The sequence below is a fragment of the Actinoplanes campanulatus genome (genome assembly GCF_014647795.1).
In the GTDB taxonomy this organism is placed as follows: Bacteria; Actinomycetota; Actinomycetes; order Mycobacteriales; family Micromonosporaceae; genus Actinoplanes; species Actinoplanes campanulatus.
In genome coordinates this window covers 1-17,519 of record NZ_BMPW01000026.1, presented here as the reverse complement: position 1 = coordinate 17,519, position 17,519 = coordinate 1, and the positions used below count along the sequence as shown (strand labels likewise).

The 17,519-nt window shown below is 72.7% G+C and carries 14 protein-coding genes and 2 pseudogenes; 9 read left to right on the top strand and 7 right to left on the bottom strand.

All coding sequences use genetic code 11. The annotated features are described in order from the left end of the window. Positions 1 to 55 precede the first annotated feature (55 nt). Together IEZ13_RS38315 and IEZ13_RS38310 are read left to right on the top strand one after the other, a co-directional pair. The gene (locus tag IEZ13_RS38315) at positions 56 to 214 is read left to right on the top strand and encodes a hypothetical protein (RefSeq protein WP_183222253.1); all 159 of its coding nucleotides are present in this window, start codon (positions 56 to 58) and stop codon (positions 212 to 214) included. 1 nt (position 215) lies between these two features. Beyond that, positions 216 to 1,163, top strand: coding sequence for a PfkB family carbohydrate kinase (locus IEZ13_RS38310; RefSeq protein ID WP_183222252.1), 948 nt, complete (start codon positions 216 to 218; stop codon positions 1,161 to 1,163). Positions 1,164 to 1,252: 89 nt separating this feature from the next. Here the strand turns inward: IEZ13_RS38310 and htpG are convergent, their stop codons facing one another. Further along, entirely contained in the window at positions 1,253 to 3,088 is a 1,836-nt protein-coding gene (gene htpG, locus IEZ13_RS38305) for a molecular chaperone HtpG (protein WP_183222251.1), read from the bottom strand. 69 nt (positions 3,089 to 3,157) lie between these two features. After that, positions 3,158 to 4,042, bottom strand: a complete 885-nt coding sequence (locus IEZ13_RS38300; RefSeq protein ID WP_183222250.1) for an ABC transporter substrate-binding protein — start codon at positions 4,040 to 4,042, stop codon at positions 3,158 to 3,160. 132 nt (positions 4,043 to 4,174) lie between these two features. On the opposite strand from IEZ13_RS38300, the gene IEZ13_RS38295 reads away from it, so the two are divergent. Continuing rightward, positions 4,175 to 4,753: an HAAS signaling domain-containing protein gene (locus IEZ13_RS38295; RefSeq protein ID WP_183222249.1), complete on the top strand. Its 579-nt coding sequence runs from the start codon at positions 4,175 to 4,177 to the stop codon at positions 4,751 to 4,753. Between the two features lie 123 nt (positions 4,754 to 4,876). Here the strand turns inward: IEZ13_RS38295 and IEZ13_RS38290 are convergent, their stop codons facing one another. The 3 genes from IEZ13_RS38290 to IEZ13_RS38280 all read right to left on the bottom strand — a co-directional run bounded on the left by IEZ13_RS38290 (position 4,877) and on the right by IEZ13_RS38280 (position 8,068). Next, complete coding sequence (locus tag IEZ13_RS38290) at positions 4,877 to 5,821, bottom strand: endonuclease/exonuclease/phosphatase family protein (RefSeq protein ID WP_229795563.1); 945 nt, start codon at positions 5,819 to 5,821, stop codon at positions 4,877 to 4,879. A gap of 513 nt (positions 5,822 to 6,334) precedes the next feature. After that, positions 6,335 to 7,216 (bottom strand): alpha/beta fold hydrolase, encoded by an 882-nt coding sequence (locus tag IEZ13_RS38285; RefSeq protein WP_229795561.1) that lies wholly within the window; start codon positions 7,214 to 7,216, stop codon positions 6,335 to 6,337. Between the two features lie 486 nt (positions 7,217 to 7,702). Then, on the bottom strand, positions 7,703 to 8,068 hold the full coding sequence (locus tag IEZ13_RS38280; protein WP_183222248.1) for a hypothetical protein: 366 nt from the start codon (positions 8,066 to 8,068) through the stop codon (positions 7,703 to 7,705). 233 nt (positions 8,069 to 8,301) lie between these two features. On the opposite strand from IEZ13_RS38280, the gene IEZ13_RS38275 reads away from it, so the two are divergent. Together IEZ13_RS38275 and IEZ13_RS38270 are read left to right on the top strand one after the other, a co-directional pair. Beyond that, entirely contained in the window at positions 8,302 to 8,508 is a 207-nt protein-coding gene (locus IEZ13_RS38275) for a hypothetical protein (protein ID WP_229795559.1), read from the top strand. Positions 8,509 to 8,563: 55 nt separating this feature from the next. Further along, the gene (locus IEZ13_RS38270; protein WP_229795557.1) at positions 8,564 to 9,370 is read left to right on the top strand and encodes a metallophosphoesterase family protein; all 807 of its coding nucleotides are present in this window, start codon (positions 8,564 to 8,566) and stop codon (positions 9,368 to 9,370) included. On the opposite strand, the gene IEZ13_RS38265 is transcribed toward IEZ13_RS38270, so the two are convergent. Together IEZ13_RS38265 and IEZ13_RS38260 are read right to left on the bottom strand one after the other, a co-directional pair. Continuing rightward, positions 9,354 to 12,707 carry a tetratricopeptide repeat protein gene (locus tag IEZ13_RS38265; protein ID WP_183222246.1) on the bottom strand — a complete coding sequence of 1,118 codons (3,354 nt, stop codon included), beginning with the start codon at positions 12,705 to 12,707 and terminating at the stop codon, positions 9,354 to 9,356. The two genes, IEZ13_RS38270 and IEZ13_RS38265, sit on opposite strands and share 17 nt — an antisense overlap. A gap of 74 nt (positions 12,708 to 12,781) precedes the next feature. Beyond that, on the bottom strand, positions 12,782 to 13,525 hold the full coding sequence (locus tag IEZ13_RS38260) for a CDP-alcohol phosphatidyltransferase family protein (RefSeq protein WP_183222245.1): 744 nt from the start codon (positions 13,523 to 13,525) through the stop codon (positions 12,782 to 12,784). 87 nt (positions 13,526 to 13,612) lie between these two features. Here IEZ13_RS38260 and IEZ13_RS38255 point away from each other — a divergent pair, with 87 nt between their 5' ends. The 4 genes and pseudogenes from IEZ13_RS38255 to IEZ13_RS38240 all read left to right on the top strand — a co-directional run. After that, complete coding sequence (locus IEZ13_RS38255) at positions 13,613 to 14,587, top strand: zinc-dependent alcohol dehydrogenase (protein WP_183222362.1); 975 nt, start codon at positions 13,613 to 13,615, stop codon at positions 14,585 to 14,587. Between the two features lie 57 nt (positions 14,588 to 14,644). Further along, positions 14,645 to 15,046 carry a 6-pyruvoyl trahydropterin synthase family protein gene (locus IEZ13_RS38250; protein WP_183222244.1) on the top strand — a complete coding sequence of 134 codons (402 nt, stop codon included), beginning with the start codon at positions 14,645 to 14,647 and terminating at the stop codon, positions 15,044 to 15,046. 1,385 nt (positions 15,047 to 16,431) lie between these two features. Beyond that, positions 16,432 to 16,803 (top strand): annotated as a pseudogene (locus IEZ13_RS47105) (glycosyltransferase family 4 protein); the annotation flags it as partial. Between the two features lie 296 nt (positions 16,804 to 17,099). Next, positions 17,100 to 17,519, top strand: a pseudogene (locus tag IEZ13_RS38240) (hypothetical protein); the annotation flags it as partial.

Genomic DNA, 17,519 nt, shown 5'->3' with positions numbered 1-17,519 from the left:
GCGAGACTGTGTCACGATCTTGGACGGTGTTGCACCAGGCGGCGGAAGGGCTCCGATGAAGAAAATTCTGGGCTGGATCCTGCTGTTCCTGCTCATCTTCTGGATCGGCAACGATCCGGCCGGGGCCGCCGACGTGGCCCGCAGCATCGGGCAGGGCATCGCCGACATCTTCACCAACATCGGGACGTTCTTCGTCGAGCTGGCCAACGGCTGACGTGCGCATCCTCTGCGTCGGCCTGGCCACGGTCGACCTCGTGCAGCGGGTCGCGCGGATGCCGGGCATCGACGAGAAGGTGCAGTCCGAGTCGGTGGACGTAGCGGCGGGCGGGCCGGCGGCCAACGCGGCGGTCACCGCGGCCGCCCTCGGGACCGACGTCACGCTGGTCACCGCGGTCGGCAGGCATCCGCTCGGTGACCTGGTGCGGGCTGACCTGGCCGCGCACGGGGTGACCCTGATCGACGCGGCGCCCGATGCGGACCAGCCGCCGCCGGTCTCCGCCGTCACCGTGCTCGACGCGACCGGTGAACGGACGATCGTCAGCCGCAACGCCGGGACGCGCGCGGTGGCCCTGCCGGAGAGGGGTCTGCCGGACGCGGACCTGACGCTGGTCGACGGACATCATCCCGCGCTGGCGGTGGCCGCGGCCCGGTCGGCGCGGCGCCTGCTGGTCGACGCCGGAAGCTGGCGCCCGGTCTTCGCCGACGTCTTCCCGCACGCCGAGGTGGTGGCCTGCTCCGGCGACTTCCGCCATCCGGCGGCAGCCGCTCAGGGCGACGCGACAGCCCATCCGAGAGACGCGGCACCCCGCCCGAGCGACGCGGCACCCCGCCCGAGCGACGCGGCACCCCGCCCGAGCGACGCGGCACCCCGCCCGAGCGACGCGGCGATCGCGGCGGCCGTCGCCGCGCCGCACGTGGTGATCACCCACGGTGACGCGCCGGTGAGCTGGTTCAGCGCGGGCTCATCGGGGGTCGTCCCGGTGCCGTGGGTCACGGCGGTCGACACCTCCGGCGCCGGCGACGCCTTCCACGGCGCGCTCGCCGTCGCCCTCACCCAAAGCGACGATCTTCAATCCGCCATCGGGTACGCCGTGCGCGTGGCCGCCATCCGGGTAGCGCACGCCGGACCCCGCGCCTGGCTGGCCCACCTGCTACTTCCCTGACCCGGGCTGGGCCGCCACTTCTCTGACCGGCTGGCCGTTCACTGGCCGGCCGGCCCGCCCGCCGGATCGGTCCGGCGGGCGGGAGTCCCTCAGACCGTCTGCGCGAGCCGGTCGGCGAGCAGCTTGGCGAACCTGGCCGGGTCGTCCAGGTCGCCGCCCTCGGCGAGCAGCGCCGTCCCGTACAGCAGCTCGGCGGTGTCCGGCAGGGCTGGGTCGTCGGCCTTGCGCTCGTGCGCCGACCGCAGCCCGGCGACCAGCGGATGGTTCGGGTTGAGCTCGAGGATCCGCTTCACCCGCGGCCCCTCCTGGCCCATCGCCCGGTACATCTTCTCCAGCGCCGGGGTGATGTCGTCGGCGTCGCTGACCAGGCAGGCGGCCGAGGTGGTGAGCCGGTGCGACAGGCGCACCTCCTTGACCCGCTCGTCCAGCTTCTCGGTGAGGAACCCGAGCAGCGGCCCGAAGTCGCCCTCCGGCTGCTTCTCCTCCTCGTCCTTCTTGAGGTCGACGGTGCCCCGGGCGATGGACCGCAGCTTCTTGCCGTCGAACTCGGGCACCACGTCGACCCACACCTCGTCGACCGGGTCGGTGAGGATGAGCACCTCGTAGCCCTCCGCCTGGAAGGCCTCCATGTGCGGCGAGTTCTCCACCTGGGAGCGGCTCTCACCGGTCAGGAAGTAGATCTCCTCCTGGCCCTCCTTCATCCGCTCCACGTAGGCGGCGAGGGTGGTCGGCTCGCTGCCGTGCGTGGTGGCGAACGACGCGATCTCCAGGATCGGCTTGTGGTTGTCCGGCTCGGCGAGCAGGCCCTCCTTGACGGCCCGGCCGAACTCGCGCCAGAACGTCGCGTACTTCTCCGGGCTGCTCGACATCAGGTCCTTGATCGTGGAGAGGACCTTCTTGACCAGGCGGCGCCGGATCATCTGGATGTGCCGGTCCTGCTGCAGGATCTCGCGGGAGATGTTCAGCGAGAGGTCGGCCGCGTCCACCACGCCCTTGACGAAGCGCAGGTAGTCGGGGATCAGCTCCTTGCTGTCGTCCATGATGAAGACGCGCTTGACATACAGCTGGAGGCCACGGCGGGCGTCCCGCTGGAACAGGTCGTGCGGGGCCCGCGCCGGGATGAAGAGCAGGGCCTCGTACTCGAAGGTGCCCTCCGCCTTCATGTTGATGATCTCGAGCGGGTCGGTCCAGTCGTGGCTGATGTGCCGGTAGAACTGGTGGTACTCCTCGTCGGTGACCTCGCTGCGCGGCCGGGCCCACAGCGCCTTCATCGAGTTGAGGGTCTCGTCGCCCTTGCGGATCGGGAACGAGATGAAGTCCGAGTACCGCTTGACGATCTCCTTGATCTTCCACTCATCGGTGTAGTCGTAGAGCGCGTCGTCCTCGTCCTTGGGACGCAGGTGCAGCGTGATCGTGGTGCCGACCGGCGCGTCCGGCGCGTCGTCGATCGTGAACGTGCCCTCGCCCGCCGACTCCCAGCGCGTGCCGTGGCCCTCAGTGCCGGCCTTGTGGGTCACCAGTGTGACCTTGTCGGCGACCATGAAGGTCGAGTAGAAGCCGACACCGAACTGGCCGATCAGCTCGGGACTCTCCTTGGCCTCCTTGAGCTTGCCGAGAAGCTCGGCCGTGCCCGATTTGGCGATCGTGCCGATCAGCTCGACGACCTCGTCGCGGGTCATGCCGATGCCGTTGTCCCGCACGATCAGCGTCCGCGCCTCCGCGTCGACCTCGATCTCGATGTGCAGGTCGGAGGTATCCGCCTCGAGGCCGTCCTGCAACTTGGCCAGGCGCAGCTTGTCCAGCGCGTCCGACGCGTTCGAGATCAACTCGCGCAGGAAGATGTCCTTGTTCGAGTAGATCGAATGGACCATCAGCTGCAGTAGCTGGCGCGCCTCGGCCTGGAACTCCAACGTCTCCATCGTCACCCGTTTCCGTCATGTCCGGTGGTTCACCACGATCGTAGGACGACCGCCCGGCCGCCGATGCGGCCCGGGTCAGCTGACCCGGCGGATCGCTCTTTCGCCAGGCGCCGGGACCGCCTCGGGATGCAGGATCGCGGCGATCGCCTCGACGCCGTCGACCAGGCGCGGCCCTGGTCGGACCACCAGCCCGTCCCCGTCGATCGCCCACACCGCGGCCTTCGGGAAGTGCTCGATCACGGCCTCGGCCTGCCGGGCGGCACCGTCCAGGTGAAAGCCGCACGGCGTGACCAGCACGATCTCCGGCTCGGGCGCGGCCAGCTCGGCCCACGACACCTGCACCGACCGCTTCCCGGCCCGCGCCGCCACCGGCTCACCACCGGCCGCGACCACCAGATCCGGCACCCAGTGCCCCGCCGTGAACGGCGGATCCACCCACTCCACCACCGCGACCTTCGGCCGCCGCCTCCCGGCCACCGCCTCACTCACCCCGCGCAGCCTCTCCCGCAAGGCGCCGACCAGCTCCACACCCCTCTCCGGTACGCCCGCCGCGCGCGCCACCTCGAAAAACGTGCCGAGGACCTCCTCCAGCGTGTAGGGGTCGAGCGACAGCACCTCCGACCGGCAGCCCAGATGGCTCAGCGCCTGATCGACGTGCCCCGACGGCAACGCGCAGACGCGGCACAGGTCCTGGGTGAGGATCAACTCCGGATCGAGCCCGGCCAGCGCGTCCGCGTGCAGTGTGTAGAGGTCGCCGCCGGCCGACATCTGCGTGCGCACGTAGTCGTCGATCTCGGCTGGCGTCATGCCGCGGGTATCCCGCCCACCGACCACGACCGCCTTCGTCTGCCGGGCGGACGCAGGCTCGTCGCACTCGAACGTCACCCCGACCAGATCGTCGCCCAGCCCCAGGGCATGGACGATCTCGGTCGCGGACGGGAGAAGGGAGACCAGTCGCATGCCCCCATGCTGCCGGATCCCGGCGTCGGCCACATCGAGCCACGGTAGGTCAGACTGCGGTATGACTTCGGGCCATCCGGTTACCACTGTGGGCCGATGTGCGCGCCGCGCGGACCCGTGAGGCTGTACGCCATGACGACGGCACCGGCAACTCCCGACGACGCGCTAGTCCTCGACTATCTGGCGGCCCTGTGGGCGGCGAGCGACGACCTTCCGCCGGAGACCCGTGACGACCTGATGGGCACCGTGTCCGGCTACATCGCGATGCGCCGCGACCTGGCCGGAGACCCGGCCCAGGCGCTGGGCCGGCTCGGCCCGCCGGAGCAGCTGGTCGCGGCCGTGCGCCGCAGCGGCACGCCCACCCACCTGCGCCTGCCGGTCCCACAGCCGGCGATCCCGGCGGCCCTGCCCGGAGCCGGCGGCTCCGAGCGCGTCGCGGTGCGCCTGCTGATCGCCGGCCCGCTCCTGCTGCCGCTGATCAGCCAGGCCGCCGCGCTGCTGATCGCCACCGTCTCCCCACGGTGGACCCCGGTGCAGAAGGCGGCCGCCTGGTTCCTGGTGACCGCCCCCGCCGTCGCCGCGCTCCTGCTGACCGCCGTGGCCGGCGCCCCGCTGCTGAGCGGGCTCGGCTTCCTGGCCGTCTACCTGGCCACCGGCACGGGCTCGGTCGCCGCAGGCCTCGCTCTCCGTGCCATCGACCGACCACACTGACCCTCTGTCCGCTTCCCGAAGGCCATGCGCTGTGGGCGATCTTGTCCGGCTGGCTGTGGGTGCTGTCCCCAGCGTCCCGAGACAGCACCCACATCCAGCACGGACAGACCCCGTGCGGGCGGATCACCGGCGGAGGTGCGCGGTTATCGGGAGGTGGTCGCTGCCGGTTCTGGGGAGGGTTCGGACCGAGGTGACCGTGAGCGAGCGGGCCAGGACCTGATCGATGCGGGCGACGGGGAACGCGGCGGGCCAGCTGAAGGCGAAGTCCGACTCGGCGGTGCCGAGAAGGGAGGTGACCGGCTCGAGGCCACGGTCGTTCGTGGTGGCGTTCAGGTCGCCGAGGAGGATCACCCGGTCGAGCGGCTCGGCGGCGAGGGCCGCGGCAAGACGGCGGGCGCTGTCGTCGCGGCGTTCCGCGTCGAGGCCGGTCGGGCCGGGCCGCACCGAGGGCAGGTGGACGACGTAGACGGCGATGTCCCCGTGCGGGGTGCGGGCGACGGCGCGCAGGCCGCGGTTCCAGTCGACGCCGAGGGTCGCCGGGCGGATGTCGAGGGCGGCCGATTCAGCGAGCGGGTGCCGGGACCAGAGCGCGACCGTGCCGTGGACGCTGTGATGGGCGTAGACCGCCGGGAATGCGGCCCGGTAGGCGGGCAGCGCCTCCGGCGTGACCTCTTCCAGGGCCACCAGGTCGGGGTCGGCTTCCAGGAGTGTGCGGACGGTTCCGGGCACGTCGGGGTTCTCGTCGCTGACGTTGTGCTGCACGGCGACCAGATCGGGCGCGGGCTCCCGGGCCGGGATGAGGTGACCGCCGAAGAGGGCGAGCCAGGCCGTCAGCGGAAACAGCGCCGCGACCAGCGCGATCGCGGAGCGGCGCCACGCGGCCAGGGCGAGGATCGGCAGAACGCTCAGCCCCAGCCACGGCAGGAAGGTCGGCAGCAGGCTTCCGCCGGGCAGCACCGGGTGGGCGACCATCGCGCCGGCGGCCAGGATCCCGAGCGGAACGGCGGCGAACCATCCGAGCCGATCCCGCCCAGCACCCCGAACACTCGCACGCGGCGATGCTCGCACAGCCGATCAAGCCGGCCTCATCGCGCAGAGGCCGAAGAACGCCGATCAAGGCCGGCCGGCTCCGAGCGCTGTTTCGAGACTCGCGGGACAGCCCCCACAACCAGCCGAACCCACCGGGCTGGCCGTCAACGTTGTCTCGGCGGGCGTGAGACGCCCCCACAACCAGCCGAACCCACCGGTTGGCTGTCAGCGCTGACCATGCTGGTCAACTGGTCCTCTGTCCGTTCCCCCGGCTCGTTGCGCCGGCCAGCGCACACGTAACGGTTTGCGTGGTCGCCCGCCCGCGCCATGGCGGTAGGCCGGGCACACGAACGGCGCGACGTGAGCACCCGCCGGGACCGACAGCGCGGGCGGCGGGCGGCAGTGGGGTGATTGAGCAGCGGGGTCGGCGCTGTCTCGGCGCGGGTGAGACAGCGCTCAGAGCCAGCCGGGATCCTGCGAGGCACCACGGGCACCGCTCTGGTCGAGCGGGGGCGGCTCGTCGGGCAGCGTTCGGGGGCGGGCTGGGCGGTGTCAGTGGAGGATCTCGTGGAGGACCTGGTCCCAGACGGCTCGGGGCGGGAACTCGTGGCCGACGCCGTCCAGCCACACCAGGCGGGCGTTGGGGATGCAGCGGGCCAGTTCCTCCGGGTGTTCGGCCGGGAAGAAGCGGTCGAGGGTGCCGTGCAGGACCACGGTTCGGGTTTCGATGGCGCCGAGCAGGTCGCGGACCGGGGGGCCGTAACCGGCGAGGCGGTGGTTGAGGCGGGTGGCGGCCAGGTCGGCGGAGCGGTCGAAGATGCGCTCGGCCAGGCGGCGCAGTTGCGGCTCGTCGGGGGTGAACGGGCCACCGTGGTCGCGCACCTCGGCGATCATGCGGGCGACCGCGGCCTTCCGGTTCGACCAGTCGGTCTCGTCGGTGATCGGGGCGGCTTCCACCGTACGGATGCCGGCCGTGACCGTGCCCGCGACGACCGTGACCGGACCGCCCACGGTGACCGGCGCGGTCTCCGATCCCGCCCCGCCGGCGCTGGTCGCCATGAGGGTGAGCGACAGCACCCGCTCGGGGTGGTGGACCGCGATGCGCTGCGCGAGCGCACCGCCGAGCGAGAAGCCGACCAGGTGCGCGGCCGGCACCCGAAGCGCGTCGAGCACGCCGACCGCGTCGTCCAGAAGATCGGCGCCCGAGTAGGCGGTCGCGCCGGCCGGGTAGGAGGTGGACCGACCGGTGTCCCGGTGGTCGTAGCGGATCACGAACCGGCCGCCGGCCGCGAGCCGACGGCAGAACTCGTCGTCCCACCAGTCCATCGGACTGGCATCCCCGGCCAGGAGCAGCAGCGGGGCATCGGTGGGCTCGCCGAAGGTCTCCAGGCACACCTGGATGCCGTTGACCGGCATCATCGTCTCCGTCACCACGAATTCATTGTGGCCAGCCTCACTGACGACCACGTTACGCCGGCATCACATCGGATGACGTGCTCGCTGAGAGGTGCCCGCAACGTCCGCATCGCACGATCGGCATCCACCGGGCCACCGATCACGCCGCCGGGTCGGGGATCGGGACCGGCTCCGGCAGGGGAATGCTCAAAGACCGAAAGCGAACAGCAAGAACGCCGGGCGAAACCGGCAAGAACGCCACTCGAGGCCGGAAGCAGGGGCGGCGAGAACGCCGCACAAGACCCCGCAAGCGGGGGCGGCGAGAACGCCCGAAGAGGGACCGGCGGGAACGCCGGTCGAAGGGCGGAGCGGGACAGGCACCGGCCGAGACCCGAGATTCCGGTGGAGGGATCGGCGCGGGAGCAGGACCGGCACCTGCGGAGATCCCGCCGCGGCAACAACGGGATCCGATCATTCGGAGAGGCCGCCGCGGCGCGAGGACGCCGCGGCGGCCGGAACGGCCTGTCAGCGAACAGTCGTGACAGGGGCGGCGGACCGTGCCTGTCCACGCACCACCCGCAGCGACACCGCGGTCAGGCCGAGCGCGAGGGCGAACAGGGACAGATGCAGCCACGGGTTCGCGATCGGCATGAAGCCGATGACCGCGACCGGGATCTGGACCACGCCGATCAGTGCGGCGAGCAACCAGCGGCGGTCACCGGCCCAGAGCAGGGCGGTCCACACCGGCGCCGTGGCGACCAGCAGGGTGAGCCCGTCGAGCAGGGTGTGCAGGGCCGGGTTGTGCACAGCGGTGTGCGCGAACGCCTGGGCGGGTGAGGCGACCCAGAGACCGGCGAGGACGAGGGCGAGAACGACAGCGGCACGACGCATGGGATCCTCCAGCGCAATCAAACCGTTGCTCCGAGTAATCAAGGTAGCACCCGGAAGACGGCTCACGTCGATTCATTCGCCCACCCGTACCGTGACAGAGGGTTGTTGATCTCGACCGAAAGGCCCACTTTCCTACGGTGAGTGATCATGGCTAGCCTGCTTCAGTGCGTTTGATCGAACTAGCGATGGCCAGTGCCCTTACGGTGAGTATCGGCGGCGTTTCTTACGTTGCGGTGAACCCGGCGAAGCTCGAGGGACGTGCCCAGGTCGTCGCCGATCAGGCCACCTGCCGGACCGTGGAGACGGCGATCATGGGCTACGTGATGAACAACGGGGTCGAGCCCACCTCGGTACGACAGCTCGGTGACTACGTGAGCGGGGACATCTCGCGGTACCGGATCGTCGGGGGAAGGGCCGCGGGCCCGGGCTGCAAGGCATAGAGGAAGTTCACCGGAATGCAACACTAGGGGCCCCTCGACCCGAGGCAGGCACCCGATGATGCGTTTGCTCGGCACGCCACCCGAACCGCTGGACACGATCCCGTACCGGTCGGCGGCCCGCGGCGGCGGCACCGAAAGTCTCCCGCTCGCCGTCGAACGCCGCCGGGTGGACGCGCTGCCGGACGGCTGCGACGCCGTGCTGGTCGCCGGTGACCTCCAGGGCGTGGCGCCGTCGCCGGTCACCGGCCGGCCGGGGCTGCTCGGGGTGGCGCTCGCCGAACAGTTGAGCCGCTGGGCCGCCGACGGCCTGCTGCCACCGCCCGGGCGGGTGGGCGTGCTGCTCGCCGGTGACCTGTACTCGGCGCCCGGCGCCGACCTGCGCGGCGCATCCGGGCCGGTGTCCGAGGTGTGGCTGGCGTTCGCGGTGGCCGGCTGCCCGATGGTGTACGGCGTGGCCGGCAACCACGACGAGGTGACCGCGGCCGAGGTCGGCGCGTACGGACCGGAGGTGGCCCTGCTCGACGGCGGCCGCCGGGTCTTCGGCGGCCTGACCGTCGCCGGGGTGAGCGGCATCACCGGCGACCCGGCCCGTCCGATGCGCCGCACCCCGGAGGACTTCGAGGCCACCGTCCGGGCCGCGGTGGCCGCCCCGCCGCCGGACGTGCTGCTGCTGCACGAGGGGCCGACCGGCGCCACCCCGGAGCAGCGCGGCAACCCGGCGCTGCGTACGGCTCTGGAGCGCGGCGGCCCGTCCCTCACCGTCTGCGGTCACGTGCACTGGCCCGAGCCGCTGGCCACCCTGGGTAACGGTCACGTCCTCAACGTGGACGCCCGCGCCGTGGTCCTCACGGCTGAGCGCTGAGGAACGGCGCCTCCAGCACCTGGGCGTAGACGGCGTGGGCCTCCGCCAGCCGGTCCGCGAAGGCGTCCGGGGACCGCTCGGCCAGGGTCGTGTGGATCCGCACCGACTCGACGGCCGCCGCCTCGGCGCCGAGCAGGTCGCGCCGCAGCTCCAGACAGATCCAGGCGTACATCGTCGAGGCCAGGCCCAGACCCTGGAGCGCCGGCTCCTCGTGACGGGCGAGCCCGCGCAGCACCGTCCGGGCCTCCTTGCACACCGGCCGCGCCTCGGCGAGCCGGCCGAGGTCGCACAGCGCGATGAGCAGGTGCATCAGCGCCCCGCCGAATCCGGACAGGTGCTTCTCCGGGTAGGCCCCGGCCAACCGGCGGTAGACGTCCACCGCCTCCTCGGCACAGGCCAGCGCCTCGTCGGCGTGCCCGGTCTCGGACAGCCGGATCCCCCGGCTGCGCAGCGAGTCGGCCAGCCCCGGCAGGTTGACCTCCCGGTTCGTCTCGGCCAGCCGCCGGTGCAGCGCGGCCGCCTCCTCCAGCGCCGACAGGGCCTCCCCGGTACGGCCGGTCGCGGCGAGCAGGCGGCCCAGGTTGCCCAGGGCGCCGGCCAGGCGGGGCTCGTGCACGGCCGGATCCTCCCCGGACAGCCGCCGCAGCAGCGTCACCGCCTCGGTCGCCGGTTCCACGGCCTCCGCCGGCCGGCCCAGGTTGGACAGGGCCGTCCCGCGGTTGCACAGCGAGACGGCGACGTCGGACAGGTGTGCCTCCGGGTGGTCCTCGGCCAGCCGCCGCCAGAGGTCGGTCGCCTCGTCGGTCGCGGCCAGCGCCTCCGCATGGCGGCGCAGGCTGGTGAGGGCCGCACTCAGATTGGTCAGCGCCGCCGCGAGCTGCTCCCGCGCAGGCTCCAGGGCTATCGCCTCCTCGGCAGGTACGACCGCCTCGCCGAAGCGCCCGAGTTCGGTCAGCCGCAGGCTGTGGTTGCTCAGGACGCGAGCCAGGTCGGGCCGGTACCGGGCCGGGTTCGTCGCGGCCAGTTCCCGGTAGACGGCGACCGACTCCTCGGACGGCGGCAGCGCCTCCGCCCAACGGCCGAGCTCGGCGAGGCTGACGGCGAGATTGCCCTGCGCCGACGCCAGGTCCGGCCGGTGGCGGCCGGGGTTCGTCTCGGCCAGGCCGCGGTAGACGTCCGCCGACGCGACGGAGTAGGGCAGCGCCTCCGCGTGACGCCCGTTGTCCCGCAGGCGGTTGCCGAGATTCCCCAGCACCATGGCGAGGTCGGGCAGGTACCGGCCGGGATCCGCCCCGGTCAGCTCCCGCAGCAGGACGACGGCCTCCCCGGTCAGGTCGAGGCCGCGCTGCCAGTGACCGGTCTCGGCCAGGAAGGCGCCGTGGGTGTTCAGCGCGAGCGCCAGATCGTGCCGGTGCGCGGCCGGGTCGGCGGCGGCGAGCCCCCGGAGCAGCTCCACCGCATCGGCCGCGGGCGCCAGGCACTCCTCGCGCCGGTCCAGGGCCGCCAGGCGGGCCGCCACGTCGGCCAGGCTCCCGGCCAGCGCGGGCACGGCGGCCGGGTCGGTCCCGGCCAGCCGGCGGCGGATCGCGACCGCTTCCTGTCCGAGGGCCAGCGCCTCCTCGCGGCGGCCCAGTTCGGAGAGGAAGGTGCCCACGTTGCCGACGGCGATCGCCAGTCCCGGCAGATACCTGTCCGGCTCCTGCCCGGCGAGCGGCCGGAGCAGGGCCACCGCCGTCTCGCCCGCGCCGAGCGCCTCGGTCCAGCGGCCGGCGCGGGAGAGCCGGTACGCGTGATCGGCGTGCACGGCCGCCGTGGTCGCCGGATCGCCGGCCGCCCGCAGCCGGGGCCCGCTGAGCTGATCGCTGATCACGGCGGCCGCGACGTCGAAGTCGAGGAACCGGCCCTCCGGCATCATCGCCTCGACGGACGCGAGCACCACCGGATCGATCCCGGGCAGGGTGGCCAGCCGGATCAGGGCGGCGCCGCCCGCCTCGATCGCGACGCACGGGTCCCGGCGGATCAGCGGATACAGCACCCCCTCGGCGAGGTGCGGCCACCGGTGGGTGGCCTCGATCAGGACGGTGATCGCCGAAGCCGTCCATTCCGGGGCCCGCTCGGCGTGGTCGAGCAGGGCGGCGGGGGCGCTGAGCGGCCAGTCGTCGTAGGCGAACACGGTCCGCTCGCCGTGGCCGGGGGTGGACAGTCCGATCAGGTCTTCGGCGAGCCGGTCCGGGTGCAGCGGTTCGAGGACCAGACGGCGGTCGCCCGGCGGATAGCAGGCCCGGTGGCCGTCGATGACCCGGTCCGCGGCGGCGGCGCCGTCGGCGAGGCCGGCCGCGGTGAGTGCCCGCCGCGCGACGGGGCGGGGCACCGGCCCGGTCAGGATCGCGGTGTAGACGGCCCGGTGAACGATCTCGCTCATGTTCCAGAACGTCTGCTCCCGCACCAGCAGGTATTCGGAGACCGCCCGCGGGCCGACCGGCGCCTCGTCGCCGTGCAGCCGGGCGTCGGCCGCGGCGAGAGCCGCCATGTGCACCGACAGCACCTGCGCGAATCCCGGTCCGGACAGATCCGGTGCCGTCCAGTCGTCCCCGGGCACGCCGAGCGCCGCAGCGAAGGGGGCGGCCGCCGCGGCGAACAGGACCGCCCGGTCGATGTCCAGCCCGTCGAGGGCGATGTCGCCGATCTCGATGCCGTGATCGTTCTCGGCCCGCCGGGCGACGCTCGGCCACCAGTGACCCGCCGACCGGGCGAGCATCAGGACCCGTACCCGAACGCCGGTCCGGGCGTGCATCGCCCGCATCTGCCCGAGCAGCCCGAGCAGATCCGGCAGGGGCCACCGGTCGGCGTAGTCGACGATCGCGAGCAGCGCGCCGCCGGCCAGTTCGACGTGGTCCTCGGCGACCGGAACCGGGGTGTGCGTCACCTGCCAGACCGTCCACCCGGCCGCGGCGCACCGGGCGGCGGCCTCCGCGGCCAGCCGGCTCTTACCCTGTCCACCGGCGGCGTGCACGAGCCGGGCCGAGACGGTGGCCGCCGATCGGGCCCAGGCAGCGAACTCGTCCAGTTCGGCGTCCCGCCCGGTGAACGGCACGATCCGATGGCGGGCGTCCAGCAGCCTGCTCGGCTGCGCCCGCGCCTGTCCGGCGTCCAGTGGCACGGCGGCGATCTCGGCGGCCGTCACCCGGTAGGCCGGCCGGTCCCGGCTCACCACGGTGACGTCACCGCCGACGTTCGCCACCTGGACCACGTCGCCGAAGACGACGCTCCCGGTGACCGTCTGCGCCGGTCGCCGCCACGGCGCCCACCGGCCCGCACCGCCTCGTTCCGTACCCATCGGGACATCGTGGACAGTACCGGGCGCCCGGCGAAACCACCCGGGGACTGACCGCTCCACCCGGAGGAGGGATTTCAGCGGGCGAGGGCGTGCTCCCGTGCGCCGGACCAGCGGCTGCGGGCCTGCTCCCGGACCCGGGCCGCCCGGTACAGCCAGACCACGTCGGTGCCGAACGACCAGGCCAGCGACGCCACCGACACCACCAGGGCGGCCACCGCGAGCACCGGCGGCAGCACCCCGCTCGCCACGGCCACCAGCACGATGCCCTGCTCGGCGGCGACGACCTTGCGACTGAATCGCGGCGGCAGGGGCGCGTTCAGCCAGGGCAGTGCCCACGACGCGGCGCCGGACAGGTAGCGGGCCAGACCGATGACCAGGGCGAGCCAGTGCTGGCCGGCGGCCACGTACACGCTCAGGACCAGGGCCAGCGCCGAGTCGACCTCCATGTCGAAGCGGGCGCCCAGTCCGGTGGTGGTGCCGGTCCGCCGGGCGATCTGCCCGTCCAGCCCGTCCATCGCGAGGGCGACCCCGGCGACGCCGGCCAGCAGCCAGGCCGGGGCGCCCGAGCCGGCGGCCATGGCGGTGACCCCGCCGGCCAGGATCGCGCGACCGAACGTGACCGCGTTCGCCCACCCGAGACCGGTCATCCCGGCGCGGCGCAGGCCGGCCGCGAGCAGACCGCAGAGCAGGAGGCCGTACAGCAGCCCGGCGAGCCATCCCCACCCGGTGAGGCCGACGGTGGCGGCGAGCACGGCGAGCAGGAGGACCTGTGCGGCAAACCCGGCCAGGGGCCGCAGTGTCGTACTGATCGTCACCATTCCTCCTGAACAACATAGGGTTTCAACCAGTGGACACACCGACCGGCGGCTTCCGGTTCAAAAAGCAAGGTTCAACGGCACGTGAGGATGAGGCTCTTGACGGCTCGCGCGTTCTGGATGACTTCCCCGGGGATCGGGGAGATACGCACCGAACGGGTGCCCGATCCCGGCCCGGATGAGGTGCTCGTCCGGACTCTGCACTCCGGGGTGAGCCGGGGCACCGAGACGCTGGTGTTCCAGGGGCGGGTCCCGGAGAGCCAGTGGCCGTCGATGCGCGCCCCCTTCCAGAGTGGCGACTTCCCGGCCCCGGTCAAGTACGGCTACCTGAACGTGGGAGTCGTCGAGGCCGGCGTCCCGGAGCTGATCGGGAAGACGGTGTTCTGCCTCTACCCACACCAGACCCGGTACGTGGTCCCGGCGACGGCGGTGACCGTGGTGCCGGACGGGGTGCCCGCGGCACGGGCCGTGCTGACCGGCACGGTGGAGACCGCGGTGAACGCGGTGTGGGACGCCGCCCCACAGATCGGTGACCGGATCTCGGTGGTCGGCGGCGGCATGGTCGGCCTGTCGGTGGCCGCGGTGCTGGCCGGGATGCCGGGCACGGATGTCGAGCTCGTCGACGTACAAAATCGGGAAAAAGAAGCAACTAAGCTGAATGTCGGGTTTGCGCACCCGGAGAAGGCGGCCCCGGAGCGGGACATCGTCATCCACGCCAGCGCCACCGAGCAGGGTCTCACCACGGCACTGGAACTGCTCGACACCGAGGGCACGGTCGTCGAACTCTCCTGGTACGGCGACCGCCGCATCGCCGTACCCCTGGGTGAGTTCTTCCACTCCCGTCGCCTGACCATCCGCAGCAGCCAGGTCGGCGGCATCGCCCCGGCCCGCCGCCGCTCCTACGCGCAGCGTCTGGCCCTCGCCCTCGACCTGCTGAAAGACCCACGCTTCGACGCCCTGATCAGCGGCCGCAGCGGTTTCGACGAGCTGCCGGCGGTGATGCCGCGGATCGCCGACGGCTCACTGCCCGCGCTCTGTCACGTCATCGACCATCCGGCGAATTGATCTTTCCGGAACGGGTACCCGTACTACCTCACGAACCGCACCTGAGGAGTTGAGCACTTGTTCAGCGTCACCGTCCGCGACCACATCATGATCGCGCACAGCTTCACCGGCGAGGTCTTCGGCCCGGCACAGCGCCTGCACGGCGCCACCTTCATCGTCGACGCCACCTTCCGCCGTCCCGACCTGGACGACGACAACATCGTCGTGGACATCGGCAAGGCGAGCGAGCAGCTGCACACCGTCTGCCACGGGCTCAGCTACCGCAACCTCGACGACGATCCGGAGTTCACCGGCATCAACACGTCCACCGAGTTCCTCGCCAAGGTCATCGCCGACCGGCTGGCCGTCCGCATCCACGCCGGCGAGTTCGGCCGCGGCGCGTCCGGCCTGACCGGCATCTCGATCACCCTGCACGAGTCGCACATCGCCTGGGCGACCTACGAGCGCACCCTGCGGTGATCCACACGCTGTTCGCGGTGCTGCCGGCGTCGATCGACGACCCGGCGGCGCCGTCCGGCGGCAACCGCTACGACCGCGAGGTGCTGCGCCGCCTCACCCTCCCCGGTGCCCCCTCTCCCGCCTCCGGCGATCAAACCCCTTCCCCGGTACGGCGGAGGCCGGCCCCCGAAGCCCAACCCCTCCCGGCGGCACTCCCGCACCCGGCCCGCGAAGATCAAACCCTTCCGCCGGTACGCCCGCAGCCGACCGTCGAAGATCAAACCCTTTCGGTGGTGCGCCCGCAGCCAGCCCCTGACGATCAAACCCCTTTCGCGGTACGGGAGAAGCTCGTCCCCGGCGACTGGCCCCGTCCGGCGCCGGCCGCGCGCCGGGCCCTGTCGGAGATTCTGGCCGACATCCCCGACGGCGCCACCGTCCTGCTCGACGGCCTGATCGCCTGCGGTGTCCCCGACCTGCTCGAACCGCACGCCACCCGCCTGCGCCTGGTGATCCTCGTGCACCTGCCGCTCAGCGACGAGACCGGCCTCACCCCCGAGACCGCCGCCGACCTGCGCGCCCGGGAACGCCGCGCCCTGCACCTGGCCGCCGCCGTCATCGCCACCAGCACTCCGGCCGCCCGCCGCGTCGAGGAACTCCACGACCTGACCGGCGTCCACGCCGTCCCACCCGGCGTCGACCCCGCTCCCCCGGCCGTCCCCTCCCCCACCGGCCACCGGCTGCTCATGGTCGCCTCACTGACTCCACGCAAGGGCTACCACCTGCTGCTCCAGGCCCTCCAGACCCTCACCGACCTCCGGTGGACCTGCACCGTCACCGGAGCGGGCCAGATCCTGGGCGAGGTCCCCACTCCCGCCACCCTCACCCTGACCCCACCCACCGCCCTGAGCGCCACCCTCGACCCGAACGGCAACCTGCTCAGCCCGCGCAGAACGCCCGGAACACCACTCATCCCAAGCACCGACAACCAGCCCGGGACACCGCCGGCCGCATGTGTCGGCGTCTTGCCCGGCACACCGCCGACCGGGAAGGCCGGCGCGGAGGGCCACGGGTTGCCCGGCACACCGCCGACCGGGAAGGCCGGCGCGGAGGGCCACGGGCCGTTCGGCGCCGGGACCGGTGGACGAGCGACCGAGGACGCCGGCGACGAGCCGCCGACCGGAAGCACCAGCGACCGCCCCGGCACGCCAACCACCACAAACCCCGGCGACCACGCCGACACATCACGAACCGAAAGCACCGATGACGAGCCCGGGGCACCGGCAGCCGGGGAGCTCGGCGTGGAGGGCCACGGGTTGTCCGGCGCCGGGACCGGTGGACGGGCGGTCGAGGGCGGCTGGCGGATCAGCCGGCCGGAGCGGGACGGGCCGGTTCCGGAGGAGGGCAGTGTGCGGTTCACCGGGCCGCTGGGCGGGGCCGCGCTCGACGCCGTTTACGCGGACGCGGATCTGTTCGTGCTGCCGTCGTATGCGGAGACGTACGGGATGGTGGTGACCGAAGCGCTCGCCCGCGGTCTGCCGGTGCTGGCGACGGACGTCGGTGGAGTCCCGGAGGCGCTCGGCGAAGCCGGCGGCGGGCGGCCCGGGAGGCTGATCCCGCCGGGTGACCGCGACGCCCTCGCCGGCGCCCTGCGCGAGTGGCTCACCGACCCCGCGCTGCGTGCCCGCTGGCGCGACCGGGCCCGCGCCCGCCGCGAGACCCTGACCAGCTGGGACGAGACCGCGAACCGCATCCGGGAGGTGCTGGATGCCCTCCCCTGACCCCACCCGGCCGCCCCGCCGCGCTCCCGAAGCGCCAACCCGCCCGCGCCGCCACGGAATCCTGACAGCCTGGAAAGACGCACACCCCGAACCCCGCGTGTGCGCTCACCGCGGCTACCGGTCCGGTGCGGGCACACACGACGCCGATCGTGAGGCGCGGGCGGCGCTCGAATGACGGAAAGCGCCGTCCGGAACTCATCCGGCTGGCTGTCAGTGCTGTCTCCCGGGCCGGGAGACAGCACTGACAGCCAGCCGGGACCGCGCCCGGACCGGGCGACCACGCCGAGGAGGCAGCAATGACGGAAGTGCACGGCAGGATCGAGACCGGGGACGACCCGGCGGCGCCCGGCACGGCACTACGTGATCACACCGACCAGGAGATCGCCACGTTCAGCGAGACCGGCCCGTTCCGTGACGACGAACCGCTCATCGAGACGGGGACGCTCGGCGAGGGCGAGACGGCCGGCGGCATCGGCACGCTCGGCGACGGCGAGACGGCCGGTGGGATCGGACCGCTCAGCGAAACCGGCCCGCTCCCTCGAAGCGAGCCGCTCACCGGGACGGGGACCCTCGGCGAGGGCGAGACGGCCGGGGGAATCGGCCCATTCAGCGAAACCGGGCCGCTCAACCTGGGCGGGGCGCTGAGCGAGACCGGGACGGGCAGTGGGAGCGGGACCGGCAGTGGGAGCGGGACCGGCAGTGGGAGCGGGACCGGC